Origin of the sequence: Chryseomicrobium sp. FSL W7-1435 (assembly GCF_038595005.1) — a bacterium.
Lineage (GTDB): Bacteria > Bacillota > Bacilli > Bacillales_A > Planococcaceae > Chryseomicrobium.
In genome coordinates, this window is record NZ_CP151997.1 from 1,805,223 (window position 1) to 1,827,705 (window position 22,483).

Below are 22,483 nucleotides of genomic sequence, written 5' to 3' on the forward strand. Positions count from 1 at the left end.
CCTCTGCAAAAAAGACGCAGAGGCAGAAAAATAGCCATAGTTGGTTTTTTCCGTCCCTGTCAAATTATTGATCAAGGCGATAAGTTGTCATGTGGTACTGGATGGAGCAAGGTACAGTTCTATTGAAGATACTGTCCATTTTTAGTGTAGCATATTATGATAAACTGTCCAGTTTTCCACTCAAAGTGACATCCCCGGAAAATAATGTTCTCACGCCATCGTCTGTAGACACTAGTAAGGCGCCGAATTCATTCAACCCCACCGCCGTCCCTGTAATTGTTTCGCGCACGGTAGTGGCAGTGATTTCTTGACCTATCATCTTGGAGTGCTGCTCCCACTGATGCTGAAATGGTTGAAAACCGCTAGTTTCAAATTGTTCTACAGCACTTTCTAGTTCTGAGGCAACTGCAGCAAGAAGCTGAAGTCGATTGACCGGTTGCTCACAGTGGAGTTGTAAAGAGGTGGCAATGGAAGAGAGGTCAACACCAAAATCATTGGATTCATGCAATACATTAAGACCTATACCAACTAAAATCGCTTCAATTTTATCGGGTGTCGCTTGAAGTTCCGTTAAAATCCCACCTGTCTTCTTCCCATCTATCAGCAAGTCATTTGGCCATTTGATGTCGACCTGTATACCCGTAGTAGTGGCAATCGCTTTTGCTACAGCAAGAGCAACGACAAGAGTAATGGGTGGTGCTTCATGAGGCAGAAGATTTGGTTTAAGCACCCAAGTCATCCATAGACCCTTTCCTTTTGAAGAAGACCACGGGCGGTTTAGTCTACCTTTCCCTGCCGTTTGCTCCTCACTGACAAAAACGGCTCCATGAGCTACATCTCGTTGCAACAACTGTTCATTTGCAACAATTTGTGTGGAATTACATGTTTCAAAACTTGTAAACTCCCGAGCAAAGTGACGCGTCGTCAGATAGTAATCGAGATTCTCTTTCGTTAGTTGATTGGATAGACCATGTAAGACATATCCTTTTTTCTTGATAGCTTGAATAGAGTACCCTTCTTCATTTAAAAGTTGGATATATTTCCACACCATAGTGCGCGAAACTCCTAATTGCTGCGACAATTGTTCCCCTGACAATGGTGTGGAAGCCTGTGCTAAGTATTCGATGATTTTTGCCTTATTTGACATGCTCGTTCACCCACTTTTCTAGAGCTGATTGAGAATTTTCAAGTCGCTCGCCAAGAATTTCGTCTGCAAGTTGATGTTTGACTTGCTTAATCCAAGGCCCCGCTTTAAGCCCAGTAAGCTTCATAAGTTCTGTGCCTGATAGCGCTAATTCTTCGAGATGACGAATCGGAGCTTGTTCTAACCAAACGTCTAAATCACTTAACGAAACAAACTTGGATTCGTCCATCATAATTTCGTGTGCAACAACTAGTGCGTCCTTTGAGAAATTAAAGACAGAGTGATACGACCAGCCATTTGCAGCTAATAAGGGGATCAATCTTTTCACTTCAGCGTTTAATCTTTTTTCATTATTTGAATACGGAAACGTGTAAGGATCCTTTTGAAAAAAATGAAACCACGCCCAGCCATGTGCAGACATTTGAAACGGTTTATGACGCACAGGCAAAACGCTATAGCTACCTGGTAATGATGCATCCATATACGTTTTTTTCAATTCACTAAGAGCAATCTCTGGATTTTGAAAAAGCCAAATTTGAGAAACTTCTTGTTTCACTCTTTCTTTTGCGATGAATGTAAGAAGGTGGCTTTTTGACTTCATAGCTTCTAAAGTAGTAGCCTCGATGGTAAAAGAAAGTTGTGCAGCAAAACGAATCCCTCTTAAAATACGCAAGGCGTCTTCCTCAAAGCGTTCTTCTGCAATCCCAACAGCTCGAATTTGTTTTTTTTGAAGATCAAGCTGGCCATCAAAGTAATCGACCAGTTCCTCCTCTTTTGACAAAGCCATAGCATTAATTGTAAAATCTCGGCGAGCAAGATCTTGCCTTAACTCTCGGACAAACTGAACTTCTGAAGGACGTCGCTTGTCCACATATTCTGATTCTACGCGAAAAGTCGTTACCTCAATCGGTTCTTCATGGACCACCGTAACGGTTCCATGAGCAATACCCGTAGCAAATGTTTTATGAAAAAGATCCATGACTTGTTCTGGGAGTGCGTCTGTAGCCACATCTAAGTCTTTACAAGGGAGACCTAAGAGGTGATCTCTTACTGCACCTCCCACTACATAGGCTTTGTAACCCGCTTGGTGTAAAGTGTTCAAGACATAATAAGCACTAGGCCATCTATCTCTCATCTGGTGCTACCTGATAATAGAGAGCTTCATATTGTGAAATGATTTGGTCATTATTAAATGTGTTGGCAACAGTTTTCAAAGCGTTTTGTTGGAATTCTTTATATTTTTTCTCATTGGTTAGTAATTCAACAATTAACAGTGCAGCACGTTCTACTGCACCTTTAGGAACAACGTACCCATTCGAACCGTGTGAAATGACTTCGGGAATTCCGCCAATGTCAGTTCCGATACAAGGAACACCACAAGCCATCGCTTCTAATAAAACCAATCCAAACGATTCCTTTTCAGACATCAGCAAGAATAAATCGGCTAAAGCATAAAGTTCGGCTACATTTTCTTGTTTGCCTAAAAACAGGATGTCCTGTTCGTAATCTGTCCCCTTTGCCTGTTCCAAGATAGGATGTCTTTCAGGGCCATCCCCAACAAGTACTAGTTTGCATGGCATTTGCTTGCGAACGTATGAAAATGTTTTGACGATATCCTGCACACGTTTCACTTTTCGAAAGTTCGAGACATGTAATAGCACTTTCTCATCAGGTCCTATGCCAAGGATTTTTCGTAAATGACTCACGTCCTGAGGGAAATAGTCAGTGGTATCAATAAAATTGTAAACCGTCTGAATCTCTCTATCAGGAGCAAGTAAATCATTGGTTTGATTGGCTAAAGAATTAGAAACTGCCGTCACCACGTCCGATTTTTCAATACCATAGCGAATGGCTCCTTTTAGAGAGGAGTCTACACCCAATACTGTAATATCTGTTCCATGAAGTGTCGTCACAATTCCTACGTCTCTTTTAGCCATGTCTCGTGCCAAAATTGCACAAACTGCATGAGGAATCGCGTAATGCATGTGCAGGACATCTAGTTGCTCTTCATCAATGACTTCGGCTATTTTGTTGGCAAGTGCAATATCGTAAGGTGCATATTGAAATACAGAGTAATTATTTACTTCTACTTCATGATAAGTTATCGATTGATAAAAACCTTTTAAGCGAAAAGGCATACTTGATGTGATAAAGTGAATTTCATGTCCTTTTTGGGCCAGCTGTTTTCCTAGCTCAGTAGCAATAATTCCTGAACCCCCGACCGTGGGATAACAGGTAATACCGATTTTTAATTTCTTTTGATTATCGGTCACGACGGTCCTCCAAAAGACGCCAGTCTAAAAAGCCTTCTTCTATACCTTTTAATAAAACTTCAGCAGTTCCCATGTTAGTAGCCAGTGGAATTTGATAAACATCACAAAGTCGAATTAGCGCTGTGACATCAGGCTCATGAGGCTGTGCAGTTAACGGATCACGGAAGAAGATGACCATGTCCATCAAATTATCGGCTATTGCTGAACCAATCTGTTGGTCCCCCCCAAGAGGGCCAGACTTAAATTTATGAATGGAGACTCCCACTTCGTTCTCGATACGGCTCCCTGTCGTCCCTGTTGCATATAAATCATGTTTCAATAACGTATCTCGGTAAGCTGTGACAAATTGAATCAAATCATCTTTTTTCTTATCATGTGCAATTAGTGCAATACGCATAGTCCCATCTCCTAATCAATGATGTTCTCTAGTCCATAAATCAGTTCATTTCGTTTCATAACTTCTTTAACGCACAGTGCAACCCCTGGCATGAATGAGCCTCGAGTAAAGGAGTCATGACGTAAAGTTAAAAGTTGTCCCTCGCCCCCAAACAAGACTTGTTGGTGCGCCACTAAACCTGGTAGCCGAACACTGTGTAATTTAATCCCTTCAATATCTGCGCCTCGTGCCCCCTGCAGTGCCTCTTCTTCATTTTCATGGCCTTGTCGGTGCGACACACGGTTGGTCTGAATAAGTTCTGCAGTTTTAATAGCGGTCCCTGAAGGTGCATCTAGCTTTTGATTATGGTGCATCTCAATAATTTCCACGTCCTGCATGTAACGCGCAGCTTGTTCCGCAAATCTCATCATTAAAACGGCACCTATCGAGAAATTAGGCGCAATAATGCACCCAACCTTATACTCTTCACAAAGTTGGTTCAGCTGTTCTAAATCGTCTGGAGTGAATCCAGTTGTTCCTACTACAGGTCTTACGCCGTGACGAATTGCCTCGGTAGTGTGACTCATACCTAGCTCTGGAGTAGTTAAATCAATCAACACTTGTGGGTTTGTCTCTTTCAATAAATCAAGAATACTAATGAATACAGGATAGTCACTTAATTCATCGGTAACTTTTGAATCTAATAAACCGACCAATTCAAATCCGTCCTGTTGTTCAATCATTTCTAGTGCCTCTGCTCCCATTTTACCACGAGGGCCTGCTAGTGCGACGCGAATCATTTACTCCATCTCCTTTTTTGTCCAGCGGTCTTGATCACGTGTTTCAAATTTGTGCATCACTTGATCTAAGGCTCTCTGCATATCAATTTTCTCTGAATTGGCAAAACAAATGAGAACAAATAAAAAATCACCTAATTCCTCTTCCAATGCCTTTTCTGCTTCCGTGCTTTTCTTTTTTTTCATTCCATAGAGATGTTGAACTTCTCTCGAAAGCTCTCCAAGCTCTTCCGTAAGTCTCGCTAATAACTCCATTGGGGGAAAATAGCCTTCTTTAAATTGACCAATATATGTATCTACCTGTTGTTGCATTTCTTGCATTGTTTTTTGATTCATATTACCACTCCCTGTAGTTAATCCTAGCCATTGAAACTGTTGTTGTCAAAGCGAATTAAATAACAGATAATGATTGATGAGGTGGATGGAATGAAAGTAGGACTGAAACTTAAAAATATCTTTTTTATCATACTTGGCGCTGCTATATTTAGCTTTGGCTTTGTTCATTTTAATATTCAAAATGAACTTGGTGAAGGTGGCTTCTCAGGTATCACATTAATTCTTTATTTTGTATTGGGATGGGACGTAGCTTTAATGAACTTATTATTAAATATTCCCATGTTTTTTATCGGTTGGAAACTGCTTGGTCGAAAAGTATTTTTATACACGTTGATTGGGACACTGAGCGTCTCTGTATTTTTAAAACTATTCCAAGTTTATGAGGTGCAAATTGGATTACAAGATGATTTGTTCCTTGCTTCTTTATTTGCTGGAGTATTTGTAGGTGTAGGCTTAGGTATTATCTTTAGATATGGTGGTACAACAGGTGGCGTAGATATTTTAGCACGACTTGTCCATAAATATGTGGGCTGGAGCATGGGAAAAACCATGTTCTTGTTTGATGCATTTGTTATTTTGTTATCTTGGCTTACATTTTTAGATGAGCGCTCAATGATGTATACATTAGTAGCCGTCTTTGTGGGGGCACGTGTGATTGATTTTGTGCAAGAAGGTGCCTATTCTGCTCGTGGCGCTTTCATAATCTCAGATCATCAACAATCCATTGCGGAACGAATTGGCACAGAAATGGACCGTGGAGTTACGATTTTAGATGGTCACGGATTCTATTCGAAAGCAAAACGTGAAATGTTGTATTGTGTCATAGGACGCAACGAGATTGTGCGTTTAAAGAATATTATTACTTCTGTCGACCCGCACGCATTTGTTTCGATTGTCGATGTAAAAGATGTCATGGGTGAGGGCTTCACGCTGGATGAAAATAAGAAACCATTTGATTAACTAGAAAAGTGGAACAGGCTTGAACAGAAATGCCGAGTGAATCTGGCGTGCCCGTAGAGACTCTCTTCGTCTCTGCGGGTGCGACAGATTTGGGAGTGTATTTCTAGCCTGTGGAACTAGACAACTAGAAAAGTGGAACAGGCTTGAACAGAAATGCCGAGTGAATCTGGCGTGCCCGTAGAGACTCTCTTCGTCTCTGCGGGTGCGACAGATTTGGGAGTGTATTTCTAGCCTGTGAAACTAGACAACTAGAAAAGTGGAACAGGCTTGCCCAGAAATGCCGAGTAATCACAGAAAAACTGCTTAGAGCATTTTGCTCTAAGCAGTTTTTCTATTTATTCGCTACGTGACATACCTGTGTAGATTAAAATCAAACGCACTAGCTCAAGAACAGCTACTGCTGCTGCTGCCACATAAGTCATAGCCGCTGCATTCAATACTTTTTTAGCATGACGCTCTTCTTCATTACGTATCAAGTTTAAGCTGACCATTTCATTCATAGCACGACTTGAAGCATTAAACTCAACTGGCAATGTAACAAGTTGGAATACAACCCCAGCTGCTAATAGACCAATACCTACTAATAACATTTCAGGAATGGTAGAGAAAATACCAATCATAATGAAAATCCATGAAGCGTTAGAAGAAATGTTAGCAACCGGCACAAGCTTGTGTCGGAAAGTCAAGAACGAATAAGCTTCTTTATGTTGAATCGCGTGTCCAACTTCATGGGCAGCAATCGCAGCTCCTGCAACAGAAGCCTCATGGAAGTTATGTGAAGATAACGCTACAATACGAGTCATTGGATTGTAATGATCACTCAAAAACCCGCGACTTTCAACTACTTGTACATCCTGTAAGTCATGAGCATCTAGAATTTTACGAGCCACTTGAGCTCCTGTCATCCCAGATGTCGAGCGTACTTTAGAATAACGTTTATACGTACTCTTTACTTTAAATTGAGCATAAATCGGTAAAATCAATAGAACAGCAAAGTAAATTAGAAAACCCACTGTTTTCCCCCTCTTTTCTGATATAACTTTATTTTAAAGCGTTTGATCCGAATTATCAAATGACATGTATCGCTTTGTGCTTATATTTGACCCAGCGATGGCTAAACAAGCAACGGATAGCCAAAATGTAAAGTAACCAATTTGTGGTGCAAACTCAAGTAAAGAGCGATAGATAGGCATTTGACCAAATACATAATCAATCACATCATTGTGAAGCGTCCAGATGGCTGCGAGACTCAGGGCTACCCAACCAAATCGATACCATGGAAAATAGAGGATTGCTTGAACGGCCATACCGAAATGAGAAATAACAAGCATCCAACCTACAGGCCCAATTGGACCGTCTACACCAATTGTAAGTAGATTCATGACTACCGCCCATAAGCCATATTTGACCAAAGTTACAAGAGCTAGGGCTTCAATTAGTCGCCAGTTTTTCCCCAGCAGCCAGCCTAATAAAGCAAGCGTAAAAAATAGACTAGCTGTCGGGCTGTCAGGAACAAATAAGTAGTAGATAGGATCTGTTATGGAAAGTTGACCTTTGTACCAGTAGTAACCATAAACGGTTCCTACTAAATTGACAACAAATAATAGCCACATAAATGATTTATTATATAAGATTGCACGAATCCATGTCATCATATGTAATCTCCTCCACATTTAGTGCTAAAAAAAAGAGAGTCATCACTGACTCTCTTTTACTCTTTATTCTGCTGGTTCTAAAGTAGAGATGAATTCTGAAAGCTGTTGAAGCTCTTCATCTGTTCCTTGGTAAGTACCAGCTGGCATTGTACCAATACCATTAACAGCGATTTCATAAATTTCTTCAGCTGATAGCTCTGTGCCTACTAATGTAGGTCCAAGTCCACCTTCAAATGCATTCCCGTGACATCCTATACAGGATGAAGTGGAGTACAATTGATAACCTTCAGAATTTTCATCGAATTCAACTGCAACTTCTTCACGAATTTCACCAGCTGCACGTTTTGCATCCCAGTCTACGTTTACTACTGATTCCCAAGTTAAGAAAATCATAGAAGCGATAGCTAAGAGCATAAAGCCTGTTGGTAAAGGACGCTTGAACGGACGACGTTCTTTTGAAGTATCTAAGAATGGTACAAGAAGTAGTGCCATAAATGCGATACCTGGAATAACGATAGCACCAATAATGTTCCATGGTCCTGATGCAAATTCATACTTTAAAAGTTGGTATAAGAATAAGAAATACCAGTCTGGTAATGCAGTATATGCAGTGTCAGTCGGATCTGCTTGACGCTCCAGTGGTGCTGGATGCGATACCGTTAAAATTAGATAACCTACTAAGAATACTGAACCAATCAACCATTCTTTTAGTAGAAAGTCTGGCCAGAATGCTTCTGTTTTCCCTGGATACTCAGAGTAATCTTTAGGTCCCTTTTTCTTACGGCTAGATGGATGCAGAACTCGAGAGTCACCCACGAATTTTAAACCTTTTCCGCGATGCATGAAGTCCCCTCCTTGTTATCCTTTTTTCCACTAACCTATTATAGTGGACCTGAAATACCTTGACGACGAATTAAGATAAAGTGAGCTGCTAGTAATCCGAACAATGCTGCTGGTAAGAAGAATACGTGGATGGCGAAGAAACGTGTTAATGTCTGCGCTCCAAGAATTACTTCGTCCCCTGCAAGTAATGTTTTGATTGCTCCACCGATAAACGGTACAGATGCAGCGATTTCAATACCTACTTTTGTTGCAAATAAAGCTTTCATATCCCATGGTAGTAAGTAACCCGTAAATCCAAGACCAAGCATGATCCCAAAGATTCCTACTCCTACCATCCAGTTTAATTCACGAGGTTTCTTGTAAGATCCTGTGAAGAAAACTCGCAAGGTATGAAGGAACATCATCACGATTACAAGTGAGGCTCCCCAGTGGTGCATTCCGCGAACGATTTCACCGAATGCTACTTCATTTTGAAGATAGTAAACGGAATTCCATGCATTTTCAATATCCGGCACATAGTACATTGTTAAGAACATACCTGAAAGAATTTGAATAACTGTAACAAAGAACGTTAATCCTCCGAAACAATACACAAACGCCGAAAAGTGGTGTGCAGGGTTTACGTGTTCTGGAACTTCATGGTCTGCGATGTCACGCCAAATTGGTGTAATATCGAGACGCTCATCTACCCAATCATAAATCTTGTTCAGCACGATGTCGTACCCCCTTTATTACCCTAATGTATTTGGAACGGCATTCCCAATTTCTAGTAGACCATCAGCACTTTCACGTACTTCAAACATATCTAGCGGTCCGCGAGGTGGTGTACCTGGAATGTTTTTACCGCTCTTCTCATAACGGCCTGCGTGACAAGCACAGAAGAACTCATCTGGGTAAGCGCTATCTCCAGCCCAGCTTACTGTACAGCCTAAATGCTTACAGATTGGCGACAATGCTACGATTGTATCTCCACTCTTGTAAACCCATGCAGTACTAGTTACTTCAGATGAATACCATGCATCAATTTGTTCGAAATTGAAATCGACACGAGTTGGTTCTTCAGTAATATCTGCGACAGCAAGATCCGTAAGTACGTAATCTCCGCCTTCACTTTTCTGAAGTACAGGGTCAATTGCAAAACGAACCATTGGCATCATCATACCTGCCGCCATAAATCCGCCAAGACCAGTAAGCGTGTAGCTTAAAAATTGACGTCTTGTTACTTTGTTGTTGCTCATCGGTTTCCCCCCTCTAACGTAAAGGTCAGTCCAAAGGACATACTTGCGTGAATAAAATAATACTAGGACAGTTCAATGATACTTTAACCAAGCGATAAAATCAATAATGGCTGAGGGTGAATTCGACAGTTTGTGAACATTTGTTGAATCCTTGCCACAAAACGATTTTCTTAATTATGTATTCCAAATTTCCGCTATACGAGGAATGATTTGACGAGCCTGGTCATCTAGTATTTTAGTTTTCATTTTAGAGTCCATAGAATCTAATGGAATCGTTGGTGTCCATAAAATCGAGCTGTCGACTTGTGTCCAAGCAGCATCTCCTGTCAGAAAAATAACATGACGAAATGGTGAGGCAGCGAATGCACTTTTCCACTCGTTAAATAACTGCTCTTTCGGTTGTCCTTCGACATAACTAAAAGAAGGGAAAGAAACTATTCTCCCTTTAAATTGATTTTCTAGTACGTTAGTTAGTGATAATACATAATCAGATTGAGACGCGGCATTTTGCAGCGTCTCTTTTGTTAAGTCAATGGACAGCAAAGGGACAAGGGCAGTATCGATGTACTCGGTTTGTTGCAAAAACTGAGCGCTGTCTTTTCCAGTAAAGTACATATTAATCGACCTCCGATTGAAGTTGTTGGTATTTTCGTGAAAGTTCTTCGAACAAGTCACGGTCTTGTGAATCTAGTGCTTGATCGATGGCCTTTTCCAGCTGGGCAAGCTGGTAATGTTTTAAAGAACTATCGACCACCTGATCGGCAGTGACTCGGTCCATATGTTTGAGTTCTTCATTCATTGGTAAAAATGGATTGTCTTCTAACACCGCTATAAATTCTGGAACCCGTCTTTTTTCAGGAAACTTCAGTTCAATATACATCGGTTGGTCAGGATGTAGACGCATATCATGAAAGGACTTTTCTGCATCGGCAGAGACGATGGTTCCTTTATAGAAGCGAAACGGTGCACCGGTAGAGGAGGTGGTTGAAATCATCATACCACGTGGACAATGTTCCACTCCCTCAACAAAATGGACATTTTCTAGCAATTCATCATGACTCATTAAATAATTCAAAATCCAAACACTCTCTCGACGCTTCATTTGAAAATTAGTCAGCAACCATTTCACAAAATCACGTTTTTCATTTGCCGTTACCGAAGCAGTCATAGGTTGGTCCCTCCTATAGTTGGTCTAACATCGTGCTCCACTCGGTTGCTTGGGGATCTAAAGAAAGTAACTGTTGAATCACAGTTTTGGCTTCATCGCGCTTTCCTTCTTCTAGTAAGAAGTATGCATATTTTTCAAGAAAATAGACATCTTCTTTTTGTTCAGTGTATGCGAGCTGATAGAACTCGTATGCTTGTGTGTAATTTTCAAGTTGATTATGACTTTCTGCTAAGTAAGGATAGAGTGATGACAGAATCGCACCATCAGTTTGCACGTCCTGGGCTAACTGAATAACTGCTTCATAATCTTCTTGATGCATGTGCACTTGTACCAAATGTAAAATTCCATCAATATATTCATGATCTAAAGCAATGGCCTGGCTAAAATAATCTTGCGCTTTTTGTTGTAAACCCAGTTTTAAAGCTATTTTCCCCGCAAACAGATAATATTCTTTTTCAAACGAGTCTTTAGCGATTCCCTGTTCGATACGCTCAAGTGCTTGTTCATTCTGCTCGAGCATGGCATAAGCTTGGGCCGAAAGCAAATAGGCTGAATAATAATCTGGATCTGCACCTAATACTTCATCCAGTTGGTTAATAGCTTCTTGGTACATTTGGGACTGGAATAATGCATAGCCATATTGGAACATCACATCAGGAGCTTCTCCTGCCTGTAGTGCTTCTTTAAAGTAAGGAATAGCCTCTTCATAAGCCGCTCCAGCTGAGTAAGTCTCTGCAAGCTTAAGAGCTAAATTGACATGCTGTAAGTCGTCCCGCAACGTCCACAAGTCTTCATATAGACGAGCCGCTTCTAAATAACGTCCTGTTTCCCTTTTCAATTCTGCTTTTGCTAGCTGGAGAATCGGTTCATTGGGAACTAGACGGGTTGCTTCATCAAGTTTTTGTTCAGCTACTTCGTATAAACCTGTCATTTGGTAATAGTCTGCCATAGCTAACAGCACTTGAGGGTAAGTATCAGAGTGAGAGGGCACTTGTTGAAGTAGCTCTAATGCGGAGTCTTCTTTGCCGACTTCAAACATCCAAAGCGCTTGATCAACCTTTAGTTGATCTTCTTCGGGAAATAAATAAGCAAGGTGTTCCAACATGCGAATAGCTTCTTCAACGAATCCATAAGCTGCAACATGTTCTGAAGTTTGATAAATTTCCTCTGGTTCAGCTGAGAGCAAGAACGCTTCAAGCTGCGCTTGCCACTCTTCATTTCCCGTCTCAATTTGACGGAGAATTTCATTCATTTTCATATCAATCACTTCTTTCTTGTCCTTAGTTTACACGAAATCGTTGAAAACAAAAAGAAGACAGACTCTAGAGAGAGCCTGTCGTCAGTTCAGTTAGATGGTCAAAAAAAGTAGGGTAGCTAACAGCAATACATTCAGGATTGTCTAACACAATAGCTTCAGAAGAAATAAGCGAAGCAATGGCCCCCATCATTCCAATACGGTGATCTCCGTATGTAGTAATGGTCCCGCCATTTAGAGGTGTAGGTCCTGTTATGACCATTCCATCGTCAGTAGATTCAATCGAAGCACCTAACTTTTTAAGTTCAGTTACAACTGCATCGATTCGATTCGTCTCTTTTACTTTCAATTCTTCCGCATCTCGAATAATGGTCACCCCAGTTGCTTGAGTAGCTAAAAGAGCAATAATTGGAATCTCGTCAATCAAGCGTGGAATCATGTCACCACTGATTTCAGTGGACTTTAAAGTGCTTGAGCGAATTTCTAGAGTACCTAGTTCTTCGTGAGAACTAGAACTTGCCGCCATAATTTGAAGGTCGGCACCCATTTCTTTTAACACTTCAACAATGCCATCTCGAGTTGGATTCAAGCCAACATTATTCAAAATCACATGAGAGCCATTTGTGATTGCACTTGCTACCAACCAAAATGCTGCAGAGGAGATATCCCCTGGTACTACAATGTGAGCAGGGGTCAACTTCTGACCGCCCTCTAATGATATACGATTTGCAGTTTGTTCTACTTTAACCCCAAAGTGTTGGAGCATCTTTTCAGTATGATTACGGGACTGTTCTTGTTCAGTAACATGTGTAGTCCCTTGTGCTCGAAGTGCAGCCAGTAAAATGGCAGACTTCACTTGAGCAGATGCGACAGGCATTAGATAATCAATTGCTTGTAATGTTTGCCCTTGAATGGCAAGTGGTGTGAAATTGCCATCTTGACGTCCAATTATTGATGCACCCATTAGTTTAAGAGGTGCCGTCACCCGCTTCATAGGACGCTTTTGAATCGACTCATCCCCAATCATAACGGTAGCAATTTCTGAAGAAGCTAAAACCCCCGCTAATAATCGAGTAGTGGTTCCAGAATTTCCTGTATACAAAATTGAATCCGGTTCATTCCACTCTTCAATTCCTTGACTGTTTACTGTGACCTGGTCGTCATCAACCGTGACCTCTACCCCAAACTTTCGGACACAGTCAATCGTGCTGAGACAATCGTCACTTTGCAAAAAGCCTTCAACGGTCGTCACGCCGTTAGCCATCGCACCAAATAAAATAGACCGGTGAGAAATAGACTTATCTCCTGGGATAGAAAGAGTTCCTTGTAAACTCCCCGTATAATGTAAACTCTTCACACAATCACTTCCCTTACGCTATATACGTTTCATAAGATGTTTCTTGATGAATACAGTCCATCGCTCGCTCGCGATCTTCATCTGACTGCATACTGATAACTAAAATACCAAACAAATCATCACGAGTCTCAATAATACGGATGTTTAGAATACTAATCTTGTGAGTTGCCAATAGACCAGTCACTTCAGAAATCACACCTGGATAATCAGGGACATCTATGTAAAGGTCAAAGGTACTATACAATGCTCCTTGTGTGTGAATCGGCAACACATCACGTTCTTGCTTCGCCACTACGTAATACTTTTCGATAGCCGTAGCATCACCTTTAGCAACCAACTCTCTCACACGTTGCATCTCTTCTAACCAACTATCTAATTGATCCAAGAGTTGATCACGGTTTTGCAGTGTAATGTCTCTCCACATGACAGGATTTGCAGAAGCAATACGTGTTGTATCACGAAATCCTCCGGCTGCCAAACGCTTTGTCAGTGGGTTTTTTGATTTTGCTGCCAACTGGTGAACAAGAGAGGATGCCACAAGATGTGGGAAATGACTAACAGTGGCCGTCATCTCATCATGCTCTTCAGCGGTCACTTCTACCACTTTAGCTTTAGTAGGAGCCAGGAGTTGTTTGAACGCCGCTAGTTGTTCTTTTGAACTTTTAGTAGAGGGACATAAAACAAAATAAGCATTCTCGAACAGGTGCGCTCGCGCTGCTTCCACTCCACTTTTGTGGGAACCCGCCATTGGATGGCCACCGATAAATGGTAACTCCAATTCATTTGCCAAGTCGACAATCTCTTTTTTCGTACTTCCCGTGTCGACAATATAAGCATCTGGCTTCATCGTCCACTTATTAGCCTCTTGTAGCAATTCTTTTGTTGTATTGACCGGAGTCGCAAAAATCACGATGTCGGCTTCACGCACAGAGCGTGCAAGCGAGTAGGCCATTTCATCGATCACATCAAGTCTTCGTGCTGTTCGGACAGTATTGGCATCGACATCAAAACCAATTACATGACACTCTGGATTTCTCCGGAGAGCTAGCGATAAGCTTCCACCGATTAAACCAAGTCCGACGACAACTACTTTCGTTTTCATTTCCCTCACACTTCCTGTTTTAAAACTAGGTGCTCCAACTCATTTAAGAGTCCTTCATTTTGTTCCGGTGTTCCAATTGTGATGCGCAATGTTCCAGGAAGGCCAAGTGCGTTACCACTTCGTACAATGTAGCCTTTAGACATCAAGTACTGGAATGCTTCATCACTGTCTTGTTGAATGTCAATCAATATAAAGTTTGTCTGCGTTGGGTAATAGCTTAGACCGTGTTTGTCACAGAACGCTACGTAGCGCTGTTTTTCTTGTTTATTTTGTTCAATTGTATACGTAATAAACTGCTGGTCTTGAAGTGCCACTTGTGCCACGTCTTGACTTAGTGTTGTATTGTTGAATGGTTCACGAGTCGGCTCTAACTGCGCAATCACTTGTTCTGAACCAATTCCGTATCCTATACGGAAAGCTGCTAATCCGTATGCTTTTGAGAATGTTCGTAAAATCAAGAGGTTCGGAAATTCCTCAAGCCATTGTAGTGGATTGATATAGTCTTCTGAGTCCACATATTCGAAATACGCTTCATCCAAGACGACAAGAACATCGTTTGGAGCTTTTTGAAGGAATGAATAAATAGCGGAAGAAGGCGTCAATGAACCGGTTGGATTATTCGGATTACAGATCCACACGACTGCTGTTTGATCTGTTACTTTTTGAAGCATCGTCTCTAAATCGTGTGTGCCATCTTCTTTCAACGGAACTGCAATGAAGTCCGCTCCTTCAATCTTTGCATTGTGTGCATATTGGCTGAACGTGATATCTGCCGCAATCGTGTTCACTTCAGGTGATAATAATGCACGAGCAACAAGTAAAATCACTTCATCCGAACCGTTTCCAAAGATCAGTTGTGTAGGTTTCACAGTTAAGTGTTCGGCAACTGCATCACGAATCGTTTGCGCATACCCGTCTGGATAGAGAGCAAAATCAATAGATTGTGTGGCCAAATACTCACGTACTTTTGGAGATGATCCAAGAGGATTTTCATTAGAGGCTAATTTAATAACTTGATTTAGACCGAATTGCTTTTTCACCTCTTCCATAGTTCTGCCTGGTTTATATGCCTGTAAACCCGCTAATTGCTTTTTAAACTTCAATGCAATTCCTCATTTCTTCACTAAGTCTGGGCGCAATGTCACTGCCTCATTCAAGTATATATGTTCTACTTGGTTTTGAGCTACTGTTGTATTGACATGCATCATTATTCGAATGCATCGTGGCAGACTCTCGGCAACGGACATTTCATGCATGCACATAACCGGTACATACTCCCACCCTTTGATCGTTCGTACAGCTTTTGCTGGAAAAGCTGAAATGACATCAGGGGTTGTGGAAATAATAACAGACGCCACATCCTCGGCTTGAATAGCATTTGCGCGTGCCATTTCCATCGCAAGCTCTTGAGTAGCGATAAGAATTTGGTCGGCCTGATCAACTGGGATTGTAGTTGCTCCTCGCACTCCTCGTATCATGTTCGCTCCTCCTCTACTAAGTTCACTAAACGGTCATGTGCCATTCGAATCGCTTCTTCATGTACGATAGCCACATAGGGCTCACCGATGTCATGCAAAAGTACAAACTGAATGTCACTGCCGCTATTTTTTTTGTCTTTTTTGATATACGTTAAGATTTCTTCTATAGGAAATTGGCGTACAGCATCTACTGGATAGCCAAGCTTAGAAAGCTGCTTGAACCAGTTGGATGCAAGCTCGGGAAGTCCACTCAAGTAAAATGTCATGACAAGTCCAATGGCAACGGCTTCTCCATGCTTTAACCGGCCGAACCCGGCAAGAGCTTCTAACGCATGACCATACGTATGACCAAGGTTGAGATACTTGCGCACGGATGTTTCTTTTTCGTCTTGTTCGACAATTTTCGCTTTTACTTGGATGCCTTTTGCGAGCTCAGACTGCCAATCTAGACTTCGCAATTTTGTGATGGAAGTAACCGACTGAAGCTCATTCGCCCATACCGCATCTGAAAGAAACGCGTGTTTGATGACCTCTGAGAACCCAGAGCGCACTTCACTATCCGGCAGCGTTGCTAAAAACTTTGGGTCATACAGAACACCGAGTGGTTGATGAAACGCACCAATCATGTTCTTTCCGAGACTATGGTTAATGCCAGTCTTTCCTCCAACAGCACTGTCATGTGCAAGAATAGTCGTAGGGATTTGAATAAAAGGGATACCTCTCATATAAGTCGCCGCAACAAAACCAGCAAAGTCCCCAATAGCCCCTCCGCCGAACGCAAGAATCACGGACTTTCTTGAGACATTGTTCTCAAGCAAGAATGTCATTGATTGCTCATAGCTTACTAGCGTTTTTGTGGACTCTCCTGAACGAACAAGGTGTAGGTTGAAGTCAACGTCAAGTTGTTCTCTAAATTCTTCGCCATGAAGCGTCCAGACATGCTGATCGGCAAATACAACCAATTGATCATAGTCAGTAGGCAATACTTTAGAAATCGATTGAAGAGCCCCTTGCATTAAAATCACGGGATAAGAAGTGTTCGTAGTGTGAATGGTTAGTTCCATTTTAAAACTCCTTTGCAGCCTTACGACGCTCGTTAACAGCAGTTCGCAATTGATCTAAGTGATCTGCAGGGAACGTATCTAGAAGTGCCTGAGCGACTTCCCAAGCAATCACATGCTCTGCTACAACAGAAGCTGCTGGTACGGCACATGCATCTGAACGTTCGATACTTGCTTTGAATACTTCTTTTGTATCAATATCCACACTTTCAAGGGGTTTGTATAAAGTCGGGATTGGCTTCATCACGCCTCTTACGACAAGAGGCATACCTGTTGACATGCCACCTTCTGTTCCGCCAAGACGATTCGTTTCACGCGTATAGCCTTCCTGCTCGTTGTAACGAATTTGATCATGCACTTGACTACCTGGAAGGTTGGCCATTTCAAATCCAAGACCGAGCTCCACACCTTTAAATGCATTGATACTCATCATTGCAAACGCAAGACGGGCATCGAGTTTACGATCGTAATGGACGTAGCTTCCAACACCTGGAGGCATTCCCGTAACACGAACTTCAACGACCCCACCGATTGTATCTCCTGCCTTTTTCGCAGCATCAATGGCTGAAACCATTTCTTTTGATACTTCTTCGTCTAGGCAATAGACCGGATTGGCTGCTGCACGTTCCGCAATTTCAGAAGCCTGTAGCGCTTCTGGTATCGAACGGTCTGCATGAATACCACCAATTGTTGTCACATAAGCCGTCACGTGAATATCTAATTGTTCTAGTAGTTGTTTTGCTAGTGCGCCAGCAGCTACCCGCACAGTTGTTTCACGTGCAGAAGAACGTTCAAGTACATTGCGTAAATCGCGGTGGTTGTATTTTATTCCACCAACAAGATCTGCATGCCCTGGGCGGGGGCGTGAAATTTGTCGCTTGACCTCTGCATCATCTTCCGGAGGTTCAATACCCATGATGTGTGTCCAGTGCTTCCAGTCATCGTTTGTGACTTGCAGACAGATGGGAGAACCTAAAGATTTCCCATGACGAACACCTGCAGTTATTTCGACTAAATCTTTTTCAATTTGCATGCGGCGTCCACGTCCATGACCGCCTTGGCGTCTGCGCAATGAATCATTTAGTTTTTCAATTGAAATCTCAAGTTGTGAAGGCAACCCTTCGACAATAGTTGTTAGTTGAGGTCCATGAGACTCTCCAGCAGTTAAGTAACGCAAAATAACTTTCTCCCTTCAACGTGCTAAAGTATATGTTTTTCACTATACCACAATCATACGTGAATCTGAAATGGTGTACACCTAGAAAATTAGAAAGTCTAATTAAATGATAAGGACAGGACCAAGAACTTCTTCTAATCCTGATGCATCTTACGAAGCTTGACTTTAAGTTCAAATTAAGAACGAAAAGGACTGGGCCCGCTCTGTTCGAGCGGGCCCAGCGCGAATCTACTTAGTTCGAGCTTACACAAGCTTCTCCAGTTGAACCCTGCTAGTTGAAGTTCTTTTTTTCAGGAAGTGGTAGCTTGCAACGTCTTCGTGTCGGCTCTGCCTCTATTGGTGCATCTACTTTTACAGCTTGCTCGAGTTTAAAAGTTAGAAAATCGCTGCGCTAACGCGAGGCTCGATTAAGCTTGTGAACATTCACTGTTTAGGTCAGCGAGATTGCCGATCATTGCTTTTTTAAGTACAAATTCTTTATTACTTTAAGCCCTTACTAGAAAGATCTTGAGCATTTAAAGTGGTTTAGTCTCAAAGAATGTTCGTCACAATCGTTTTCTCACTCATGAATTATTTAATCAATCATCAGAATGGATTATTCACTCATCAAAATGGGTTTAGCCATCATCACTACGCAATATTCGCTCATCACGGATTTACCCGATCATCAAAATTGGTTAATCACTCATCAGAATTACTTAATCGCTCATCAGATTCAATTTATCGCTCATCACGGATTTAACTTCACTGCATTATCGATTTGAAATCCCGGAAGCCAGGTTACCATTTCCCAGGCCAGCTGAGTTTTACCGAGACCCGGCAACGCAGCCGAAAGCGCTCTTCTTTCGGCTGACGTGGGGAGGCTCGCAGAAACTCACCTAGGAAATGGTGTTCTGGGTGGAGGGATTTCAAATTCCACTAAAATTGATTGTGACCTTTTTTACGCCATCTGAATTAGGCTGAGCACTATCAATTCAACTAAAGTGTCATTATTCAGGTTAATGAGTATAGACCTGCAGAAAACCTCTTATGAAAAAGCGACTATAATTGAGGGATTTCAAATCATACGAAAAAAAGACACCCAAAAGGATGTCTTTTAATTGGATTAGTTAATCCAGTCGTTTGATGATTTTGTGTAAGTAACTAATTCTTCTTGTTTGAAGAATAAACCAATTTCACGCTCAGCAGACTCAGCAGAATCTGAACCATGAATGATGTTTTTCCCAACAGTTACAGCGAAATCTCCGCGTACAGTACCAGGAGCAGAATCTTTAGGGTTTGTAGCACCCATCATAAGACGTGCAGTTGAGATAGCGTTTTCGCCTTCCCATACCATAGCAAATACTGGACCTGAAGTGATGAACTCAACAAGCTCTCCGAAGAATGGGCGCTCTTTATGCTCGCCGTAATGCTCTTTTGCAAGTTCAGTTGGGATTTGCATTAATTTTGCTCCAACAAGTTGGAATCCTTTTTTCTCAAAACGGCCAACGATTTCACCAATTAGGTTACGTTGAACGCCATCAGGTTTTACCATTAAAAATGTTTTTTCCATTTTAGTCGCTCCTTAGAATATCAAGTTTCACACGTTTAAAATCGTACCACTGCCCACTCAAAAGTTCAATCAAAATTTCCGTTTGCTCATAAACAAAGCAATATTTTGCAAGGAACGTTTTGCTGTACAATTGGGGAGATTCTTTAATTCTGCCATTGCTTTTTCTAAATAAAGATTGCTTATCCGTTTTGCTTTTTCAAGTCCATCGGATTTTCTGAGGATTGCTAGCAATTCGTGTCGCGTTTCTTCAGAAGTATCTCCTGATTGAATGCGCTCGAGCAACTTAGCAACAGAAGCCTCATTTCTAGCGTATACCACGGGCAGTGTGATATTCCCTAAAAGCAAATCACTACCTGCTGGCTTACCAAGTTTTTCGTCAGTGGAGACAATATCCAAAATGTCGTCAACGATTTGAAACGACATCCCGACATAGTAACCAAAATTCCGCAAATGTACCCGTGTCTTCTCGTCGACACCAGAAGCCAAAGCTCCAAGCTCACAAGACACACTAATAAGCAAAGCCGTTTTACGACGTATACGTCTCAAGTAATCTCTACTAGTGAGATTATATAAACGTTTGTCTTCCACCTGTTCAATTTCTCCGATGCACAATTCTACCATAGTATCTGCCAATAGCTTATGGGCATAACTACTTTGTATTTGCGACAAAGAGGCAATTGCTTTAGAAAATAAGAAATCACCCGTATACATTGCCATACGGTTATTCCATTCTGCTTTAACTGTAGCACGACCTCTGCGTGTATCGGCATCATCTATGACATCATCATGTACGAGTGAAGCCATGTGAATCAATTCAACAGGGACAGCTACATGTTTTAAACGATCGATTGAAAAATCCCCAAACTTTGCAGATAACAACACAAATACGGGACGTATTCTTTTGCCACCTGCTTCTAGTAAATGGAGTGATGCTTCTGTTAAAGGAGGAGCATCTGAGCTCACACAGTTGCTGAGCTCCATTTCAACTTGATCCAGATCAGGTCGTAAATCGGCATATAAGGCTTTTAATTTCAACTTGTCCACTAAATACCATTCCTAACTACATCTTATAGCCGATATGCCGAGCAGCTGCTCCTCCACTATAAGGCTTACTTGTCACATTTTTTAATCCTACTTGTTCAAATAGCTCGGTAAGTTGTTGTCGATCGGGAAAGTCCTTCTGCGATTCTTGTAGCCACGAATATTCGTTGTAGCTCTTGGCAAATAGTTTACCAAAGATCGGCATAACAAAACGGAAGTAAGCGCGAAACAAACCGTTAAACAGTTTTGACTCTGGCTGAGAGGTTTCTAAACAAACAACCATTCCACCAGGTTTCACAACTCGAGACATTTCACTTAAAACTTTTTTATAGTCAGGTACATTGCGCAGACCAAAACCAATCGTCACGTAATCAAATGAATTTTCCTCGAATGGAAGCTCCATTGCATTCCCGTGAATAAGCTCAATCTGATCGTATTTAGCTGTTTTTTCATGCCCAACTGAAAGCATATTTTTACTAAAGTCCAAACCTACTACACGTCCGGTACTGCCTACATCTTGGCCTAGGGCGATTGTCCAATCAGCCGTACCACAACAAACATCTAAAGCGTGTGAACCTTTTTTTACCGCCATGGCTTTCATTGTATCCTCGCGCCACTTCTTATGTTGCTGAAAACTGATGACACTATTCATGGAATCATAATTAGAAGAAATTTTTTCAAATACTTCATGTACGCGTTGCTCTTTTTCTTTAGCCATAGTTATTACACCTTCGTTCTTACAGTTTAGTCTTGTGAGGCAATACCGCTTCAATTAGAGACTTCATATAATCTTTTAAATCTTCTTCTAACGTTTTATCCGCTTCAATTAATTGTAAGACATTCTCTTGTTGAATGAGCAGTGAATCAGGCTGAGCGAATTCAAGTTGTGGATCTATAATTGCTAAGCTAGCAGCTAGCTTACCATACTGCAAAAGTTCTAGCTCTTCATACAAAGCAAGAGTCGGTGCCGTTACAATAATTTGATAGGCTTGTTGCTGCTCTTCTTTAGATAGTGTGTTCTCCTGCATCAAGGCAGTACGAGCCTCTGTCATTAAACGAATAGACTCTGTTAAACGCTTGATCAATTGAATATGTCCTGCCTCAGATAATAGTTGATAGTACTTCCCACTATAATAATCACCTGCGAGAACTTGAAGTTGTTGCGCTTTATTTAAAGTTCCTTTTTGGAGTACATGATCGTGGCTAGACAAAGCAATGTAAATGATTGCCGTTGCATAATAGCAGTCTATCTTGTCCGTCTTTTTGGAGACAAGTAATGGCAAAAATAACGATGCCATTCGAAGATCAGATAAAGCAGGTACGCCCGTATACTGGACAAGCGTCGGATGGTACAGTATATCTGCAATTTCCTGCTTCCACGTATCAATTTGTATTTGATAATGTTTTGTCATCTCTTCTACCACCAACTATTTTGATTTGGACTCACTCGTAGAAACACCATGAGCAGTTTGAATTTCTGCTTTTCCACGGATCTTCATAGCCGAAGTATGATCTGTAAATTGAGCAATCATCACTTCACCACTATCTAGTTTCTCTGAATGATGAAACTTAGTGTCTGTACCTCTTGTTAAGCCGATGACATGAACACCATCTTCAAGGGCTTTAATCACGATAAATTCGTTTGCTGCCATTTCAACGACTCCAATCCT

Annotated in this window: 27 protein-coding genes; 2 read left to right on the plus strand and 25 right to left on the minus strand. The window is 41.5% G+C overall.

What is annotated here, in order from left to right; genetic code table 11:
• Nucleotides 1–154 precede the first annotated feature (154 nt).
• Genes MKY84_RS09135 through MKY84_RS09160 form a run of 6 tightly spaced genes read right to left on the minus strand, consistent with a single transcriptional unit; the run spans nt 155 to nt 4,926 of the window.
• Nucleotides 155–1,147 (minus strand): biotin--[acetyl-CoA-carboxylase] ligase, encoded by a 993-nt coding sequence (locus tag MKY84_RS09135; protein ID WP_342525696.1) that lies wholly within the window; start codon nt 1,145–1,147, stop codon nt 155–157.
• A complete protein-coding gene (locus MKY84_RS09140) occupies nt 1,137–2,279 on the minus strand; it encodes a CCA tRNA nucleotidyltransferase (RefSeq protein ID WP_342525697.1) in 1,143 nt (380 codons plus the stop codon). The genes MKY84_RS09135 and MKY84_RS09140 overlap by 11 nt, the downstream gene beginning before the upstream one ends.
• A complete protein-coding gene (bshA, locus tag MKY84_RS09145) occupies nt 2,269–3,417 on the minus strand; it encodes an N-acetyl-alpha-D-glucosaminyl L-malate synthase BshA (protein WP_342525698.1) in 1,149 nt (382 codons plus the stop codon). Before bshA ends, MKY84_RS09140 begins: the two co-directional genes overlap by 11 nt.
• Nucleotides 3,407–3,814: a methylglyoxal synthase gene (gene mgsA, locus MKY84_RS09150; RefSeq protein ID WP_342525699.1), complete on the minus strand. Its 408-nt coding sequence runs from the start codon at nt 3,812–3,814 to the stop codon at nt 3,407–3,409. Before mgsA ends, bshA begins: the two co-directional genes overlap by 11 nt.
• 11 nt (nt 3,815–3,825) lie before the next feature.
• Nucleotides 3,826–4,593 (minus strand): 4-hydroxy-tetrahydrodipicolinate reductase, encoded by a 768-nt coding sequence (dapB, locus tag MKY84_RS09155; protein ID WP_342525700.1) that lies wholly within the window; start codon nt 4,591–4,593, stop codon nt 3,826–3,828.
• The gene (locus MKY84_RS09160; RefSeq protein ID WP_342525701.1) at nt 4,594–4,926 is read right to left on the minus strand and encodes a nucleotide pyrophosphohydrolase; all 333 of its coding nucleotides are present in this window, start codon (nt 4,924–4,926) and stop codon (nt 4,594–4,596) included.
• A 90-nt stretch (nt 4,927–5,016) separates the two neighbouring features.
• Here MKY84_RS09160 and MKY84_RS09165 point away from each other — a divergent pair, with 90 nt between their 5' ends.
• Complete coding sequence (locus MKY84_RS09165; RefSeq protein WP_342525702.1) at nt 5,017–5,886, plus strand: YitT family protein; 870 nt, start codon at nt 5,017–5,019, stop codon at nt 5,884–5,886.
• 335 nt (nt 5,887–6,221) lie between these two features.
• Here MKY84_RS09165 and MKY84_RS09170 read toward each other — a convergent pair whose 3' ends face one another.
• From MKY84_RS09170 to aroC, 14 genes are all read right to left on the minus strand, one after another.
• Nucleotides 6,222–6,899, minus strand: coding sequence for a zinc metallopeptidase (locus MKY84_RS09170; RefSeq protein ID WP_342525703.1), 678 nt, complete (start codon nt 6,897–6,899; stop codon nt 6,222–6,224).
• A 33-nt stretch (nt 6,900–6,932) separates the two neighbouring features.
• Nucleotides 6,933–7,541 (minus strand): DUF1405 domain-containing protein, encoded by a 609-nt coding sequence (locus MKY84_RS09175; protein ID WP_342525704.1) that lies wholly within the window; start codon nt 7,539–7,541, stop codon nt 6,933–6,935.
• 63 nt (nt 7,542–7,604) lie between these two features.
• Nucleotides 7,605–8,384, minus strand: a complete 780-nt coding sequence (locus tag MKY84_RS09180) for a c-type cytochrome (protein WP_342525705.1) — start codon at nt 8,382–8,384, stop codon at nt 7,605–7,607.
• A gap of 38 nt (nt 8,385–8,422) precedes the next feature.
• Complete coding sequence (locus tag MKY84_RS09185; RefSeq protein WP_204589164.1) at nt 8,423–9,097, minus strand: cytochrome b6; 675 nt, start codon at nt 9,095–9,097, stop codon at nt 8,423–8,425.
• Between the two features lie 18 nt (nt 9,098–9,115).
• Nucleotides 9,116–9,622 (minus strand): ubiquinol-cytochrome c reductase iron-sulfur subunit, encoded by a 507-nt coding sequence (locus MKY84_RS09190; RefSeq protein WP_342525706.1) that lies wholly within the window; start codon nt 9,620–9,622, stop codon nt 9,116–9,118.
• 174 nt (nt 9,623–9,796) lie between these two features.
• Nucleotides 9,797–10,237 (minus strand): DUF2487 family protein, encoded by a 441-nt coding sequence (locus tag MKY84_RS09195; RefSeq protein WP_342525707.1) that lies wholly within the window; start codon nt 10,235–10,237, stop codon nt 9,797–9,799.
• A 1-nt stretch (nt 10,238) separates the two neighbouring features.
• Nucleotides 10,239–10,790: a ReoY family proteolytic degradation factor gene (locus MKY84_RS09200; protein ID WP_342525708.1), complete on the minus strand. Its 552-nt coding sequence runs from the start codon at nt 10,788–10,790 to the stop codon at nt 10,239–10,241.
• A gap of 13 nt (nt 10,791–10,803) precedes the next feature.
• Nucleotides 10,804–12,042 carry a tetratricopeptide repeat protein gene (locus MKY84_RS09205; RefSeq protein ID WP_342525709.1) on the minus strand — a complete coding sequence of 413 codons (1,239 nt, stop codon included), beginning with the start codon at nt 12,040–12,042 and terminating at the stop codon, nt 10,804–10,806.
• Between the two features lie 70 nt (nt 12,043–12,112).
• The gene (aroA, locus tag MKY84_RS09210) at nt 12,113–13,402 is read right to left on the minus strand and encodes a 3-phosphoshikimate 1-carboxyvinyltransferase (RefSeq protein ID WP_342525710.1); all 1,290 of its coding nucleotides are present in this window, start codon (nt 13,400–13,402) and stop codon (nt 12,113–12,115) included.
• A 13-nt stretch (nt 13,403–13,415) separates the two neighbouring features.
• Nucleotides 13,416–14,504 (minus strand): prephenate dehydrogenase, encoded by a 1,089-nt coding sequence (locus tag MKY84_RS09215; protein ID WP_342525711.1) that lies wholly within the window; start codon nt 14,502–14,504, stop codon nt 13,416–13,418.
• Nucleotides 14,505–14,509: 5 nt separating this feature from the next.
• Entirely contained in the window at nt 14,510–15,607 is a 1,098-nt protein-coding gene (hisC, locus tag MKY84_RS09220; protein WP_342525712.1) for a histidinol-phosphate transaminase, read from the minus strand.
• 9 nt (nt 15,608–15,616) lie between these two features.
• The gene (gene aroH / locus MKY84_RS09225) at nt 15,617–15,982 is read right to left on the minus strand and encodes a chorismate mutase (protein WP_342525713.1); all 366 of its coding nucleotides are present in this window, start codon (nt 15,980–15,982) and stop codon (nt 15,617–15,619) included.
• Entirely contained in the window at nt 15,979–17,046 is a 1,068-nt protein-coding gene (gene aroB / locus MKY84_RS09230) for a 3-dehydroquinate synthase (RefSeq protein WP_342525714.1), read from the minus strand. The genes aroH and aroB overlap by 4 nt, the downstream gene beginning before the upstream one ends.
• 1 nt (nt 17,047) lies before the next feature.
• Complete coding sequence (gene aroC, locus MKY84_RS09235; protein ID WP_342525715.1) at nt 17,048–18,220, minus strand: chorismate synthase; 1,173 nt, start codon at nt 18,218–18,220, stop codon at nt 17,048–17,050.
• Between the two features lie 590 nt (nt 18,221–18,810).
• On the opposite strand from aroC, the gene MKY84_RS09240 reads away from it, so the two are divergent.
• Nucleotides 18,811–18,984, plus strand: a complete 174-nt coding sequence (locus tag MKY84_RS09240; protein WP_342525716.1) for a hypothetical protein — start codon at nt 18,811–18,813, stop codon at nt 18,982–18,984.
• Between the two features lie 341 nt (nt 18,985–19,325).
• Here MKY84_RS09240 and ndk read toward each other — a convergent pair whose 3' ends face one another.
• The 5 genes from ndk to mtrB form a co-directional block, all read right to left on the minus strand.
• Nucleotides 19,326–19,772, minus strand: a complete 447-nt coding sequence (gene ndk, locus MKY84_RS09245) for a nucleoside-diphosphate kinase (protein WP_342525717.1) — start codon at nt 19,770–19,772, stop codon at nt 19,326–19,328.
• Between the two features lie 69 nt (nt 19,773–19,841).
• Nucleotides 19,842–20,816 (minus strand): polyprenyl synthetase family protein, encoded by a 975-nt coding sequence (locus MKY84_RS09250; RefSeq protein ID WP_342525718.1) that lies wholly within the window; start codon nt 20,814–20,816, stop codon nt 19,842–19,844.
• A 16-nt stretch (nt 20,817–20,832) separates the two neighbouring features.
• Nucleotides 20,833–21,531, minus strand: coding sequence for a demethylmenaquinone methyltransferase (locus MKY84_RS09255; RefSeq protein ID WP_342525719.1), 699 nt, complete (start codon nt 21,529–21,531; stop codon nt 20,833–20,835).
• A 19-nt stretch (nt 21,532–21,550) separates the two neighbouring features.
• Nucleotides 21,551–22,225: a heptaprenyl diphosphate synthase component 1 gene (locus tag MKY84_RS09260; RefSeq protein WP_342525720.1), complete on the minus strand. Its 675-nt coding sequence runs from the start codon at nt 22,223–22,225 to the stop codon at nt 21,551–21,553.
• Nucleotides 22,226–22,240: 15 nt separating this feature from the next.
• Nucleotides 22,241–22,465: a trp RNA-binding attenuation protein MtrB gene (gene mtrB, locus MKY84_RS09265; RefSeq protein ID WP_342525721.1), complete on the minus strand. Its 225-nt coding sequence runs from the start codon at nt 22,463–22,465 to the stop codon at nt 22,241–22,243.
• Nucleotides 22,466–22,483: the final 18 nt, after the last annotated feature.

What these genes read in the sequence shown, in the direction of transcription:
- MKY84_RS09135 (WP_342525696.1), bottom strand. Translation starts at nt 1,147, where the DNA reads ATGTCAAATAAGGCAAAAATCATCGAATACTTAGCACAGGCTTCCACA.
- MKY84_RS09140 (WP_342525697.1), bottom strand. Translation starts at nt 2,279, where the DNA reads ATGAGAGATAGATGGCCTAGTGCTTATTATGTCTTGAACACTTTACAC.
- mgsA (WP_342525699.1), bottom strand. Translation starts at nt 3,814, where the DNA reads ATGCGTATTGCACTAATTGCACATGATAAGAAAAAAGATGATTTGATT.
- dapB (WP_342525700.1), bottom strand. Translation starts at nt 4,593, where the DNA reads ATGATTCGCGTCGCACTAGCAGGCCCTCGTGGTAAAATGGGAGCAGAG.
- MKY84_RS09160 (WP_342525701.1), bottom strand. Translation starts at nt 4,926, where the DNA reads ATGAATCAAAAAACAATGCAAGAAATGCAACAACAGGTAGATACATAT.
- MKY84_RS09165 (WP_342525702.1), top strand. Translation starts at nt 5,017, where the DNA reads ATGAAAGTAGGACTGAAACTTAAAAATATCTTTTTTATCATACTTGGC.
- MKY84_RS09175 (WP_342525704.1), bottom strand. Translation starts at nt 7,541, where the DNA reads ATGATGACATGGATTCGTGCAATCTTATATAATAAATCATTTATGTGG.
- MKY84_RS09180 (WP_342525705.1), bottom strand. Translation starts at nt 8,384, where the DNA reads ATGCATCGCGGAAAAGGTTTAAAATTCGTGGGTGACTCTCGAGTTCTG.
- MKY84_RS09190 (WP_342525706.1), bottom strand. Translation starts at nt 9,622, where the DNA reads ATGAGCAACAACAAAGTAACAAGACGTCAATTTTTAAGCTACACGCTT.
- MKY84_RS09195 (WP_342525707.1), bottom strand. Translation starts at nt 10,237, where the DNA reads ATGTACTTTACTGGAAAAGACAGCGCTCAGTTTTTGCAACAAACCGAG.
- MKY84_RS09200 (WP_342525708.1), bottom strand. Translation starts at nt 10,790, where the DNA reads ATGACTGCTTCGGTAACGGCAAATGAAAAACGTGATTTTGTGAAATGG.
- MKY84_RS09205 (WP_342525709.1), bottom strand. Translation starts at nt 12,042, where the DNA reads ATGAATGAAATTCTCCGTCAAATTGAGACGGGAAATGAAGAGTGGCAA.
- MKY84_RS09215 (WP_342525711.1), bottom strand. Translation starts at nt 14,504, where the DNA reads ATGAAAACGAAAGTAGTTGTCGTCGGACTTGGTTTAATCGGTGGAAGC.
- aroH (WP_342525713.1), bottom strand. Translation starts at nt 15,982, where the DNA reads ATGATACGAGGAGTGCGAGGAGCAACTACAATCCCAGTTGATCAGGCC.
- aroB (WP_342525714.1), bottom strand. Translation starts at nt 17,046, where the DNA reads ATGGAACTAACCATTCACACTACGAACACTTCTTATCCCGTGATTTTA.
- MKY84_RS09240 (WP_342525716.1), top strand. Translation starts at nt 18,811, where the DNA reads ATGGATTATTCACTCATCAAAATGGGTTTAGCCATCATCACTACGCAA.
- ndk (WP_342525717.1), bottom strand. Translation starts at nt 19,772, where the DNA reads ATGGAAAAAACATTTTTAATGGTAAAACCTGATGGCGTTCAACGTAAC.
- MKY84_RS09255 (WP_342525719.1), bottom strand. Translation starts at nt 21,531, where the DNA reads ATGGCTAAAGAAAAAGAGCAACGCGTACATGAAGTATTTGAAAAAATT.
- MKY84_RS09260 (WP_342525720.1), bottom strand. Translation starts at nt 22,225, where the DNA reads ATGACAAAACATTATCAAATACAAATTGATACGTGGAAGCAGGAAATT.
- mtrB (WP_342525721.1), bottom strand. Translation starts at nt 22,465, where the DNA reads ATGGCAGCAAACGAATTTATCGTGATTAAAGCCCTTGAAGATGGTGTT.